This is a genomic window from Bacillus infantis, from assembly GCF_050107595.1.
In the GTDB taxonomy this organism is placed as follows: Bacteria; Bacillota; Bacilli; order Bacillales; family Cytobacillaceae; genus Bacillus_AB; species Bacillus_AB infantis_C.
The window spans coordinates 405,069-418,065 of record NZ_JBNILH010000003.1 but is presented as its reverse complement, the minus strand read 5'-3'; the positions used below and the strand labels follow the sequence as shown (position 1 = coordinate 418,065).

The 12,997-nt window shown below is 42.1% G+C and carries 15 protein-coding genes and 1 riboswitch; of the genes, 12 read left to right on the top strand and 3 right to left on the bottom strand.

What is annotated here, in order from left to right; all coding sequences use genetic code 11:
- Positions 1–55: 55 nt before the first annotated feature.
- The 7 genes from yeiL to ACQCVH_RS08645 all read left to right on the top strand — a co-directional run bounded on the left by yeiL (position 56) and on the right by ACQCVH_RS08645 (position 5,607).
- Positions 56–751 carry a transcriptional regulator YeiL gene (gene yeiL / locus ACQCVH_RS08675; RefSeq protein ID WP_426835327.1) on the top strand — a complete coding sequence of 232 codons (696 nt, stop codon included), beginning with the start codon at positions 56–58 and terminating at the stop codon, positions 749–751.
- Positions 752–800: 49 nt separating this feature from the next.
- A complete protein-coding gene (locus tag ACQCVH_RS08670) occupies positions 801–1,124 on the top strand; it encodes a pyrophosphohydrolase domain-containing protein (RefSeq protein ID WP_426835326.1) in 324 nt (107 codons plus the stop codon).
- Positions 1,125–2,150: 1,026 nt separating this feature from the next.
- Positions 2,151–2,495 (top strand): avidin-fold protein, encoded by a 345-nt coding sequence (locus tag ACQCVH_RS08665; RefSeq protein ID WP_426835325.1) that lies wholly within the window; start codon positions 2,151–2,153, stop codon positions 2,493–2,495.
- A 201-nt stretch (positions 2,496–2,696) separates the two neighbouring features.
- Positions 2,697–3,293 carry a YdcF family protein gene (locus tag ACQCVH_RS08660; protein WP_426835324.1) on the top strand — a complete coding sequence of 199 codons (597 nt, stop codon included), beginning with the start codon at positions 2,697–2,699 and terminating at the stop codon, positions 3,291–3,293.
- Positions 3,294–3,471: 178 nt separating this feature from the next.
- Entirely contained in the window at positions 3,472–4,431 is a 960-nt protein-coding gene (locus ACQCVH_RS08655) for a serine hydrolase domain-containing protein (protein ID WP_426835323.1), read from the top strand.
- Between the two features lie 175 nt (positions 4,432–4,606).
- Entirely contained in the window at positions 4,607–5,011 is a 405-nt protein-coding gene (locus tag ACQCVH_RS08650) for a hypothetical protein (protein WP_426835322.1), read from the top strand.
- Positions 5,012–5,046: 35 nt separating this feature from the next.
- Positions 5,047–5,607 carry a cysteine hydrolase family protein gene (locus ACQCVH_RS08645; RefSeq protein WP_426835321.1) on the top strand — a complete coding sequence of 187 codons (561 nt, stop codon included), beginning with the start codon at positions 5,047–5,049 and terminating at the stop codon, positions 5,605–5,607.
- 63 nt (positions 5,608–5,670) lie between these two features.
- On the opposite strand, the gene ACQCVH_RS08640 is transcribed toward ACQCVH_RS08645, so the two are convergent.
- Complete coding sequence (locus ACQCVH_RS08640; protein ID WP_426835320.1) at positions 5,671–6,039, bottom strand: group I truncated hemoglobin; 369 nt, start codon at positions 6,037–6,039, stop codon at positions 5,671–5,673.
- Between the two features lie 178 nt (positions 6,040–6,217).
- On the opposite strand from ACQCVH_RS08640, the gene ACQCVH_RS08635 reads away from it, so the two are divergent.
- The 5 genes from ACQCVH_RS08635 (at position 6,218) to ACQCVH_RS08615 (ending at position 9,740) form a co-directional block, all read left to right on the top strand.
- Complete coding sequence (locus ACQCVH_RS08635) at positions 6,218–6,793, top strand: YolC/YozM family protein (protein WP_426835319.1); 576 nt, start codon at positions 6,218–6,220, stop codon at positions 6,791–6,793.
- Between the two features lie 71 nt (positions 6,794–6,864).
- Positions 6,865–7,182: a TIGR04104 family putative zinc finger protein gene (locus ACQCVH_RS08630; RefSeq protein ID WP_426835318.1), complete on the top strand. Its 318-nt coding sequence runs from the start codon at positions 6,865–6,867 to the stop codon at positions 7,180–7,182.
- Between the two features lie 127 nt (positions 7,183–7,309).
- Positions 7,310–8,092, top strand: coding sequence for an MBL fold metallo-hydrolase (locus ACQCVH_RS08625; protein WP_426835317.1), 783 nt, complete (start codon positions 7,310–7,312; stop codon positions 8,090–8,092).
- Between the two features lie 43 nt (positions 8,093–8,135).
- Positions 8,136–8,564: a GNAT family N-acetyltransferase gene (locus ACQCVH_RS08620; protein ID WP_426835316.1), complete on the top strand. Its 429-nt coding sequence runs from the start codon at positions 8,136–8,138 to the stop codon at positions 8,562–8,564.
- A 480-nt stretch (positions 8,565–9,044) separates the two neighbouring features.
- Positions 9,045–9,740: a hypothetical protein gene (locus tag ACQCVH_RS08615; RefSeq protein WP_426835315.1), complete on the top strand. Its 696-nt coding sequence runs from the start codon at positions 9,045–9,047 to the stop codon at positions 9,738–9,740.
- A 110-nt stretch (positions 9,741–9,850) separates the two neighbouring features.
- On the opposite strand, the gene ACQCVH_RS08610 is transcribed toward ACQCVH_RS08615, so the two are convergent.
- Together ACQCVH_RS08610 and ACQCVH_RS08605 are read right to left on the bottom strand one after the other, a co-directional pair.
- A complete protein-coding gene (locus ACQCVH_RS08610) occupies positions 9,851–11,047 on the bottom strand; it encodes a NupC/NupG family nucleoside CNT transporter (protein WP_426835314.1) in 1,197 nt (398 codons plus the stop codon).
- Between the two features lie 135 nt (positions 11,048–11,182).
- Positions 11,183–11,284: riboswitch (purine riboswitch) on the bottom strand.
- Between the two features lie 194 nt (positions 11,285–11,478).
- The gene (locus ACQCVH_RS08605; RefSeq protein ID WP_426835313.1) at positions 11,479–12,891 is read right to left on the bottom strand and encodes a VWA domain-containing protein; all 1,413 of its coding nucleotides are present in this window, start codon (positions 12,889–12,891) and stop codon (positions 11,479–11,481) included.
- Positions 12,892–12,997 lie beyond the last annotated feature (106 nt).

Genomic DNA, 12,997 nt, shown 5'->3' with positions numbered 1-12,997 from the left:
GAGATATCTCATATTTTGAGTTTATTTTGAAGAAAAAGGAAGAGGGGGATGCAGAATGAAAAAAGTCCAGCAGAAAGAAAAACAGCGTTACCTCGAGAAGCACAGCATTGCCCATCTTTTCTCATTCCCTATCGAAGAAGGCATAGAAGTCCACGAATACCAGCGCGACGAATGGATCATCCGCGAAGGCATGCGCCCTGACTATCTTTTTTATGTGATTGAAGGGAAAGCCAAGATTTACATCACCTACCAAAACGGAAAGGTTTCCCTTATCAACTTCATTAATAAGTATGACTATATCGGCGAGATGGAGCTCCTACATGAGGTCTACTACACAAAAGGCATACAGGCCTCCACCCGCACCATCTGCTTCGCCATCCCCCTAGGCCAATGCCGGAAACAAATGCTTGAGGACACACTATTCCTGCGCGAACTGACCAAATTCCTCAGCCTCAAAGCCACCCATATGGCTGCTAAATACTCCCAAAGCCTCGCCTTCCCGCTCGAAAATCGCCTAGCAGACTTCATCCTGCAGACTGCGGATGGGGATGTGTATAAAGAGAAGCATGTGACCGTCTGTGACTTCCTCGGAGTTTCCTATCGGCATCTGCTGCATGTACTCGCCCAGTTCTGTGAACAGGGATACCTGAGGAAAGAAGGGACGCGGTACTTGATTGAGGGGCGGGGAAAGCTGGATAAATTGGCAGGGGTCTTGAGGAACCAGGGGGACAGGTCCCTTGGCTCTTTTTAAGAATGGGCCAGGGGGTCTGTCCCCCCGGCTTTACCAGGAGGTCATACAGATGCCAACCTACAATAAGTTAGTCCGTGATAAGATACCGCAAATTATTGAGCAAAGCGGAAAGAAGTTTTCGGCAAGGATACTAAATGATCAGGAATATATTAAGTATTTGCAGCAGAAAAGCTATGAAGAACTGGATGAGTATTGTGCTGCGGGAACCAAAGAGGATGCGGTGGAAGAGCTGGCCGACTTATTGGAGATTATTCACTCATTAGCTCATCAGCACGGATCTTCCATTGAAGAGGTAGAGAAGGTGCGGGAGAAGAAAGCAGAGAAGCGCGGAGGTTTTAAAGAGAGAATTTTATTGATTGAGGTTGAAGATTGATTTTAAGAGTATCGATAGGAAATTAATGGATATTAATTCCCTTGTTTCATGTGAAACATCTTTTTTGTCAAACACCGCATTGCCTATTTCAAAGTAAGAAATTATTTACCGTAACTAAATGCGCACGATTAAGCATCAGCGAATAAATGTCTATTTTATCTAACTTCGTTACCGGGATGTACTATGAAGTATTGAGCCAATGAGTGGAGGTGAAATTTCGAAGAGGGGAATGGGCCGGACTGGATGGTGAAGCTGTTGTTTGCGAAGGAGTCTTGGCGTTTTTTGGGTGGAAAGCAATAAGGACAAAGGGACAGGCGTCCCCGTCTCTTTTGGAACCTGTCCCTCTCTCTATATAAGTGGATTTTTTTTGCTTATCTGGACAATTTATAAACAGAGGATTGTTCAAAGGGAGGTCGAGTAGATTTATGACATCAAGGCGGCATGTATTATTTAATTTAACGATCATTATCATTCCCTGGATATCGATGCTGTTTATCGATAAGCGCAGTTTTAAACGATATTCACCGGCGGGTGCCATCATCGGTATTTTTGAAATCATAAACCATATTTATGGCCATCAAAAAAAGTTTTGGCAATTTTATGATAAACCAAAATCGTTTATAAGGGACGAATTGCCTTTTGACCTGGGCCCCTACATGCCTGTATCCTTGTGGATCCTCAAGTTTTCGTATGGGAAATTCAAGAAATTCATCCTGCTGAACACGCTTTTTCATGCTATTTTTACATGGATCTTCATGCCTTTTCTTAAAAAGATAGGAATTATGCGTTTGAATCGGTTAAGCTATCTTCAGTTTTTTTTCTATATCCATTATAAAGCGTATTTATTGTATGCTGTACAGCATTTAGTTGAAAAGATGCGTTATAGCCGATAGAACTGTTGGAAAGCAGCGGTTTAGTTTTAATCTGACTGTCAAGCTTGCTGTAATTGAGATTTGCTTTTCTTACTCCATAAATGGTGCTAAATGATATAATTTACTAAACAACAGCAGCCAGGAGGGAAAAGCAATGATCAATTATGATGGACGTTCGTTTGTGTCTGTTGAAAATACAGAGAATGGAGAGGTTTCCTCAAAGACTTTCTTTGTCTATAGGCAGGAGGGGCAAATCATCTCGGCAGCCTATGGCGGCGGCGATATTGTACAGGGGACGCTGATTGGGATTGTGAAGGAAGATGGCTGCCTGGAATTTCGGTATAATCACGTGAACAGCAGGGATGAGCTCAGAGGCGGAAAATGTGTTTCTACTCCTGAAATATTGCCGGACGGAAGAATCAGGCTGCATGAAAAATGGCAATGGCTTGATGATGAAAGCACTGAAGGGAGTTCAATCATTGAGGAAGTTGTAGTGTGAAACTGGGGAAATTAGAGTGGTATGGGGGAACTTGGCTAATAGGGAGTCAGGTTCTTTTTTTTAAAAGGCTGTGTTAAATAACTCTGGTGATGCCATTATTTGAGTTGGTTCCAATTTAAGATAGTATTCTATCAACAGAAGTTACTTGTGAAAAACATAGGTTTGCAGCATATCGGTAATATTGCAAAGGACTGATGTAAATTGACCAAAAAAATCGGGCTAAGATTAGTTCTTGCCATAATAGTTATTATTATTATTTTCATAATCTATTCGGCTATTAGCATTTGGTCTTTTGGTAACAAAAATCAATTAGTTAAAACTGATGCGGCTGTGGTACTTGGTGCAGCTGCTTGGGATGACGAACCCTCTCCTGTATTGCGTGAGAGAATAAATCATTCTATCTGGCTTTATGAGAATGATTATGTGGATAAAATTACCTTTACTGGCGGCAAGGGCAAGGATGATGAATATGCAGAATCCGAAGTAGCAAGAAATTATGCTATTAAAAACAATGTCAATTCAGAGGATATTTTTATTGAGACTAAATCTAAAATTACAGAAGAAAATCTAAAATACGCCTATGAAATTGCGAATGAGGAAAACTTGAACACATTTATTATTGTAAGTGACCCTTTGCATATGAAAAGAGCAATCCTCATGGCAAAGGATACTGGAATGGAGGCATATTCATCACCTGCCCAAAGTTCCGTATATAAGACATTGAATAGTAAAGTACCATTCTTTTTCCGAGAGTTGTTCTTTTATATCGGTTATATCTTCAGCTTACCATTTAGGTGATTGTTTCCAGAAAAGGAATGCCAGGTGCCCTTTTCTATTGGCATAATATCAACACTATTATTTAACAGAGCCTTTTTAAGCAATGGTAGAATTATATGGAAATGGGGTGTGAAATGGGACTGAATCCTATAAATATTAAGGAAAGAATGAATCACTTTCTGGTACAGGACTGAGTCTGGTGCTGATTGAAGATGGCCAGATCAGTGCGGAGGAGCAGTATGGCCTGAGGGAAGCGGGCACCACTAATTCAGTTAAAGGTGATTCCATTTTTAATGCCTGCTCAATCAGTAAGTTTCTAACGGGGATGCTTGTTATGGTATTAGCGGGTCGAGGAAGTCTCGATTTAGATGAGGATGTAAACCGCAGGCTGAAAAGCTGGAAGGTCCCTGATGCTAGATTCACTGCTAACAATAAAGTTACTTTACGGCAGCTGCTCAGCCATCAATCAGGAGTAGTGGATCCGGATGGCAGTTTTCCAGAACTTAATTTGAACGATGAAGTACCCTCAATAGTTGAGTTATTAGAAGGAAAGACAGCTTTTTGCAGAGTCCCTATTGAGGTGGCATATGAGCCAGGGAGTGAATTTCATTATTCAGATGCCGGCTATTGCATCGTGCAGCTGCTGATTGAAGATGTGACTGGAGGATCATTTGAGGATCTCGCGTATGAGTTGATTTTTGAGCCTTTAAAAATGGAAAACAGCTCTTTTCCAGGGCTGATTTCGGGTAAAAATTACGCTTGCGGACATGACAAAGCTGGGCAGTTAATAGAGGAAAAGTACTCTATCTATCCATATCCAGCTGCATCGGGACTATGGACAGTCCCTGCTGAATTAGCCGGGCTGGTTACTGAGTTGATGAATGCTATGAAAGGTAAGAGCAAAACAGGTCTCTCTGCAGAGAAAGCAAAGGAAATAATCCAACAGCAAGGCAAAGACTGGGCAGGTCTGGGTGTGTTTTTAGACGGATCGGATAAAGAGCTTGAAATCTCCTCTCTTGGATGGGGAGCCGGCTTTCAATGTATGATGGCTGCTTATCCATATAAGGGCACGGGCCTTGTCATCATGATGAATACGGACTTGGGGGTTCATCAGATGAAGGGGATTCTTGGGGAGATTTATCGTTCTTTATCTATCTGACTCAGTTTGGCTGGCTGAGTAGGGCCTTAACATACTAAAAGTCTTGACCATAACAAAGGAACCTGTTCCCGATTTGGGGACAGGTTCTTTTAATTCGCTGGCTCCAGGAAGGAAAACCCCCTTGCCACGCCGAACAATAGAGCATTAAGCAGAAAAAGAAAGTGAGGACCTGACAATGCTTGAAGTCTATAATCGCTTGGACGAATTCACAAAAATCCATGATGAGTTTATTCGCGGCTGGAGCCATGCCATGAAGTCAGGGGATACATCCATGGTGGAAAGGATGGCAGATGAATATTATGTGGCCTTTTTCAATGGTGAAAGTGAAAAACCAGTCTTTTTCACGAAGCAGGAAGCAGTAGATGGCATGGGACAATCGGTCACACATTTTCTGGGAGCGGAGAAGAGCTTTGAGAACAGGGTCATCAGACTAAGGAATAACGAAAATGCTGTCGTGTTTTATGAACAGTTGATTGTGAAGGATGGGGAGATACTGGCAAGGTTGTTTACTATTGAAAATTGGGGTCTGATTAACGGGAGATGGATGGTTACAAGGGAGATAGAAGAAGCAGTTAACTAGCCAAACAGCATTTTATACTGAAAGGGGAAATCATTTTGAAGCAAACATTATTGGTGATTGATGCTCAGCAGGCATTGATTGATGGAAGTCATGGAGAGAGCAGTCCGGTTTTTAATAAAGAGCAGCTGATCCGAAATATCAATCTGGTTATTGGCAAAGCAAGGAAAGCGCGAGTTCCGGCCGTTTTTGTCAGAGACCTTGATATTGCGGGAGGAGAAGGCGAGGGGTTTCAGATCCATAATGGGATAGAGGTTCCTGAGGGTGCTGTGATTTTCAATAAGACGGCCACTAATTCATTCCATGGGACAGGGCTCCTGGATCATTTGCACTCGCAAGAAATCGGCCATCTTGTCATTATGGGCTGTGCCACGCAATACTGCATCGACACCGCCGTCAGGACGGCCACAGTCAACGGCTTCGATGTCACTTTAGTCGGTGATGGCCATTCGACCGCTGACAGTGACGTGCTGCCGGCCGAACAGATCATCAAGCATCATAACAGGACCTTGCATGGCCATTACAATGTGGAGCACTTTTCTGTCGTGAGGAATGCCGAGGAAGATCTATTCACTCCTATTCATGACTCGCATAGGTAAGAGCCAGGGGGACAGGTCCCTTGGCTCTTTTTGAGGTTGGGCCAGGGGGCCTGACCCCTTGGCCTATTTATAAATGATATCGTCTTTAAGCGAGGCAACCTTCTCCAGTGCCTGGCCAATATCAGATTCATCGACTCCATAATGGGCAAGGGCATCATGAAGGTGTGAGGCGATGGCATTAAAATGCTCCGGCTGGATATTCATCCCTTCATGAGCCTTTGCCATCGACTTGCCCGTATAGTTTTTTGGGCCGCCAAGGGCAAAGCTAATGAATTTCGTTTGATGCTGCTTCTGCTTTTCAATGTCTGTATTCACAAAGAAATGCTGGACCGTTTCATCCTTCAGGACCAATTCCTCGTAAAAATAATCCACTACCTTGGCAACGGCTTCCTCTCCGCCTACTTTTTCGTATAAGGATTGTGCTTGGGCCATATGTATTCCCTCCAGTGTTTACTACATAATTATATTTTCCATATTGTTTATATCTATTCGGATTGAAGGGTGAGGGAACTATGCAAAATTTCAAAAGGTTTCCAGAAAATGTATCTATTAAGATGGTTTAATCGTCTAATCATATTGGACAGCAAAAAAAGATGTGTGGAGGAAGATAATGAAAAAGTCGATTTTCATCATAATGATATCAGCCGCTATCCTTATAATTTTTGACTTGAGTTTTAATAGGGAAGAAGTGCCTACAAAAGATGAGACTGAGGAACGATCTGAGCGTATCGGAAAAGTTCTTGAAGCTGCATGGGATCAATTTGGATTTTTCAGCTTTTCAACAGGGGGTACAGATCCGGTTATATGGATTCAAATGGACGAAAATAGCAGTAAACAAGAATTGCTGGCCTATTTAGAAAAAAATATACCCCCAAAAGATTTAAGCCACTATACTATAAAAATTTTGAAAAGAAGCCTGCAGGAAGTAGAGACAGAGCATGCTATGACAATTCTACAAGGTTTCGCTGCAGATTACATAAAAGAAAAAAATTATGCTGATGTCCAGGTACACTGTCCTCTCGATAAATCAGAAGCAGTATTAAAAGTACTTATTGATGGGACAAGCAACCGATCCAGTGAAGAGCTGAAAACCGGGATTGAGAAGTATTTAGCAGCGCGGAAGGCCGAATTGCCAGCACATCTAAGAGGTATTTTATATGAGATCCAAGTGACAGCTTTGGTTTGATTTTAATAAGTGGTGAAGTATTCGGAAGTTACATGTAGAAGGTGAGAAACAAGGAAAATTAGACAGGTGGTATGAGCTTTATGCAAAAATGTAAGCAATGCCAGGCTCCATTCAGCTGGCGTAAGATATATCGTATTTTATGGAGAGAGATAAACCAACCAGTAATATGTGATAACTGTGGTTCTGAACACTATGTAACATTATGGGGAAGGCTAGTAAATACTTTTTTAGTAATAGGGCCTTTGACTATTTTTGCTGGAATCATAGCTCCCTTTGACAACATTTACTTAGACCTCGGCGGTGGAATTTTGCTTGCTTTTTTAGGTTCACTGCTGGTTCCGTATCTTACTATGTTGAAAGTGGAGGGAGAGAGTTTGTATTTAGACTAAAGGGGACTGTGTAAGATGGTTGTTTGGTTGAGAAACAGCAGGCGGACTTGAAGGAATGCCTTGGTTATATAAAGAATACACTTGGCAGGTTTATGAAAGTGCTAGATTGTAATGAGGGGGGCTTATTATGATTAAGGATCCGTGGTTTTCAGTGAAACAGATTGACGAGAATACATACGCAATAAGTGAATACGGCCATTGGGAGAAAGTGCATTCTTTTTTGTTAGCGGGTAAAGAAGAGGCTGTTTTAATTGATACAGGCCTTGGAATTGATAATATAAAAAGAATTACTGATCAATTAACTGTCTTGCCGATTCGCGTTTTGACTACTCATGTACATACAGATCATATAGGAAGTCACGGGGAATTCGAGAAGATATTTGTTCATGAAGGAGATAAAGATTGGTTGGTGAATGGAATTGAGGGGTTGTCATTAGAGAGAATAAGAAAAGATGTCAGCAGAGATTTGACCCTGCCCCCGCCAGTCACGTTTAATCCTGATATATATCAGCCGTTCCAAGGGGAACCGGCAGGTATATTAAAAGATGGTGATATTATTGACTTGGGAGATAGAAGGTTGATCGTCTATCATACTCCTGGACATTCTCCTGGCCATATAGCCATTTTTGATGTGAAAAACGGATATTTATTTACTGGAGATTTACTTTATAGTGAGACCCCTATATATGCATTTTACCCCTCCACAAATCCTGTTGATTTAGTAAACTCTTTAGAAAAGATATCCTGCATACCAAACGTTTCTAAGATTTTTGGTTCACATAACACTCTTGGGCTTGAGCCTAATATTTTGGAAGAAGTTAAAAGGGCAGTTAAGTTTTTGAGGGAAAATGAACTCACAAAATTTGGTACAGGAATCCATAAATTCAACGGTTTTAGTGTGCAGTTTTGAACCATGGAGCCTGTCCCTGTAGCTCTAGTAAGGAGGGGAAAGCATGAAGATAATCCAGCAGTGGAGCCGGGAAGATAGTGAATATATAAGAAAGAAAGTGATTGAACACAATCTGAGGAATGTCCCTGAAGAAGTAAAACAACATCCAGTGAAAAACATAAGCTCTATACTCAGAGACGAAAAGGAAAACATTTTGGGTGGGATCACAGGAACAATTTTTTGGTATCACCTGCATATAGATTTCTTATGGGTTGATGAAACTCTAAGGGGTAACGGTTATGGAGAGAAGTTATTACGAAGCATTGAGGAAATCGCTATGACCAATCAATGCAGGTTGATTCAACTGGATACGTTCAGTTTTCAAGCGCCTGAATTCTATCAAAAGTATGGTTATGAAGTGGTTGGGACTGTGGAAGAACATCCTGCAAAAGAACATCAACAATATTATCTATTGAAGAGATTGGCTTATTAGAGGTATGGGCTAAGGGGATAGACCGGAGAGCAGGTCCCTGTTGCTGGTGCTGGCATGAAACATCTCAGTTCGACTTTAAAAGAGTGCTGTATATAGTAAAACTGTATATGTTGCTTATTTCACAGTATGCGTGTTGAGTGATTCATTTTTGTTAAAGCTACATGTTAAAACTTTAATATAAAGGTCATTTTAATTCAGCGGGTCATCCTGCTTGCAGGGCAACAGGTATTAATATTTCTGTAATGATAGTTAACAAGAAAACTTGGCTGATCAATGCCTGAGTTTTTTACCGGCTTTTTTAGAATGCTCTGTTATGGGCTGCTACTGAGTACATGCAGCCTATGAGCCAAGGTACCTGTCCCCTTGGCTCATTATCTCACAAAAAAATGTATCGATTAAGGCGGAACCTCCGTCTAATAAGTATGGCGCATTTTTACCATCATGTTTATTTTCAAATCTCTTATAACAAGGAGTGATGGTTTGGTTAAGGAGCTCGGTCTTATCTCCATTATATTGATTTTCATATTATCTGCTTGCTCCAACACAGGAAGTACTGCAAATGATTGTCCGCCAAATGCAGTGATAGAGTGGGCAGATGTATTAATGGTAAATGGAATTAAATACGAGGGAGGAGATGAAGGCTTATCAGAAGGTGAAGCGCCGGAGAAGGGTAAAAAAATTGGTGAGGTTACCTACACATTAGCAGATAATGCCTGTTTAGGTCATAAACTGAAAAATGGGGATGCTGCCTTTCTGCCTGTTGGGACAGAGATTTATGAAATTGCCGGGTACAGGTCCGATTTCAGAGTGCTTGCGGGCAATCAAGTGTATCAAGTAAGTGAAAACAACAAAGCTAAAATACTTTCTGATTTACTGGATATAAAAGGAAAGGTAGTGAAAATGAGTCTGGAAAGTGATTATGATGGCAGCCATATCTCCGATTTTACAGAGCAGGAAACAACGGAGTTTATTGGAGATTTTCTTTCGCTGGAGTATGTCGGTTTTGATAAGGTCTATAAGAAAATTAAAGGTGACAGGAGAGTGTTTTTGAGAATTCACCTTAAGGATGGCTCATCTTTTGAGATGGGTTATTGGTTAGATGAAAATGTATTGAATGTGGGTGCTGTTGGGACAGAGCGGATGAAGGAGATTGTGATGGATAGGAAAGAACAGTGATGAATAGATTGGAAAGGTTCTGCCCCAACATGTGCTGTAGCTTAGTATGTGGGGGCAGGCACCATTATATTTTACAGGTAGGCCAAGGGGTCTGTCCCCCTGGCTCAAGATTAGATAAACATATTTACAAAAATTGCTGTAATAAAGCTTGCCATTGTACCGGCGATAATGGCTTTAAAGCTCAGAGAGGCAATTAATTTCTTCTTTGAAGGTGCCAGGGATCCAAGGCCGACAATTAATTGACCGATAGTAGACAGGTTTGCAAAGTTACATAATGCCACAGATAAAATCGCAACAGTTTGCGGATTTAGCTGCTCTTGTATTTTGAGGAGGTCCTGGAATGCAATAAGTTCATTGGCTGAAAGCTTTGTTCCGATAATGGAGGCAGCACGAAAAGCATCTTCAATAGGAATTCCGACAAGTAAAGCGAAAGGATAGAATACATAGCCAAAAATGGTGGCTAAATCCGTACCGATGATGCCTAATATGCCGTCTGCAAGTGCCAGTATACTAATAAACGCAATAAGCAAACCACCAATATTAGCGGCAAGCTTCACTCCGCTTATAGCTCCTTCTGAAAGGGCCTCAAACACATTTGAGTGTTCTGCTTGTTCCATTTTGACATCTTCAGCGGTTTCAGATTGTTCGGTTTCAGGTTCCATGATTTTCGACATGACGATAGAGACAAAGGGTACAGAGAAAACAGATATGAGCAGGTATTTAATATCAATACCCATTTGAGCATAAGACAAAAGAATGGCACCACTCGCTGATGCTGTACCTCCAACCATAACGGTGAACAATTCTGACCGTGTCAGCTTTGCCAGATAAGGTTTAATAAGTAACGGAGATTCTGCAACTCCCAGCATTGTGTTGGCAACTGTATTAAAGGATTCAACACGGGTTGTGCCAAACACCTTGCCAACAACCCAGCCGAGTCCGCGTACAACGATAGGGATGATCCGTAAATAATATAGAACCGAGACCAAAGCAGAGATAAAGATGATAACAGATAAGACCTGAATGGCAAAAACAAATCCCACATTGGTTCCTTCCGTAAAAAAGCCGCCAAATAAGAATTCAATGCCTGCCTGGCTATAGTTCATGACATTTTGCACGCCTTGTGCAATTTTTTCAAGAATCCAGCGGCCAAGGGAAACATTGAGCATAAAGTAAACGAAAATCCCTTCCAGCGCTATACCCATGATAATCGTGCGCCATTTTATGGATTGTTTATTTTTGCTGAGGAGCCAAGCTAAAAACAGTAAACCCACTAAGGATATTAAACTATACATGATATTCATCATTAGCCTCCCTTAAAATAGCTCCATTGCCGACCTTTATTATTTTCAGAGGTTTGACCTTTATGAAAAAATAAAAAAGGTGCATTCTCTTAATCTATAAAGAAAGAAGAGAATGCACCTGGGTACATATATCCCATGCCGCGCTCTAACTTTCCTTATAGTCCGGCATTTTACGGCTGCCGGGTAGAGACTTATGGACCATATTTCCATATTTATATAAGGATCGTATGAAGTTGATTTTTGAATTCTAACAGAGGATTTTCGATTAAACAAGAAGTTCGTAAAAAGTAATACAATACTGAATTTTTTAAACACCAACTATTGAACATACAAATTTAACGTTTAAATCTCTCGGATGAAATGGGAGAGCCAAGGGGACAGGTCCCTTGGCTCTAATTGAGGCTTTGGACAAGGGACCTGTCCAAAAGGTCCTGTCACCGAATCAATCCCCCGCTTCTGGCCTGCTTCACCCATTCCGGATACTCCTGCATCAGCAAGTCATAAAGCTCTTCTTCGGCAATCGCCTTAGGGTCTTCGACGCTGAAGAAATCGGCATTGTCGAGGTAGCGTCCGTCCATGTTGTCCAGTTCTTCGAGGAAGGTGAAGTCTGATTGGAACATGGCCTTGAAGAATCCGCGCCGGCCTTTCTTTTTGCTTGCGTCGCGGTTGGATTTGCCGATGGCCATAAATTCCCAGAAAATCGGTTCGTAGGAGGAGTTCTGGATATGATTCCGCGTTTCACGTTCATCAAAGGTAGCCCCATCGGTTACAAACATGACGTATACAGGCATATTACGGGCTTCCGGACTGGAGCGTTTTCCCGCAGATCCGAAATAATGCTGGCGAATTTCTTTCATTACCTTCCCGTAATAAGTGCCGCCTTCGAGCGGATAAGCCTGGTTCAGCCTGTTTACAAAGCCATCAAAATTATCAATTGTCAGCTCATCGGCATGATGTGCATGTTGGCCGAAAAGGAAGATATCAATCGAACCATCGTCGTCGAATCTTGTGCCAAGTGCCAGAATCCGTTCGGCAAATTCCTGGATCTTCCCGGAACGGTACAGGCTTGACATAGATCCGGAAATATCAAGGCATAATGCTACCTTGGCGCTATGATCCTGAAGGCCTGCCTTTTCGAGGGACACCTTCACTTTTTTCGAGAGATCGAGAATTTTTGGCGCCTTCTGTTCCATCTTCTTTTCCAGCATGACTTTCTTGCTGTTGGGCGGCTGCTGTGCCGGAGCAGGCTGAGCTGGCACTGTTTGTTGGACGTGAGGCTGGGCTGATGCTATCTCTGGAGCAGGCTGCTGCGTCTGTCCGCTTTCATCTTCGGCCACTTCTCCGCCAAAATGCCTAAGCAGGGCAGCCAGGCCTCCATCAAAGCCTTTTCCCACCGAGGCAATCCGCCAAATATCCTTCAAGTATACCTCGCCGATAATGATTGCTTTCTCATTTTGAAAATCGCTGCCTGTGAAGCTGTACTGCAAAATGGGCTGTCCGTCCGCTTTCACAGTGAGGGTACCGGATGAAACCAACGACATGGTGCCTTCTCCGTCGATTGCCGCCGTAAACACTAGATTCTTTACGGACGGATGCAGCTTGTCCAGATTGATTTCATATGTACCCGAGCCGCTGCTGTGGGCCTTCATGCTGATCTCACCGGCTGGTGACTGAAGCTGATTATAAAAGATCATATATCTGTCATCCGAAAGCTTCTTATCTCCATCCAGGCCGAAGCATGTAACATCAACCTCCATCCCGGACTGAACCTCCACCACAAACTCCAGCTGTTTAGAAGAACTAAAATCATTAAGCTTTGCTCTCTCACCGCGCACCAATAGTCTCATAGATATACTCCTTTTAATCTCTTTTTCTGTATTTTACACATTGTGGCAATTCATTTCCAATGTGAGCCATGGGGACAGGTCCCTTGGCACCTTTTTTTAAGAGTGA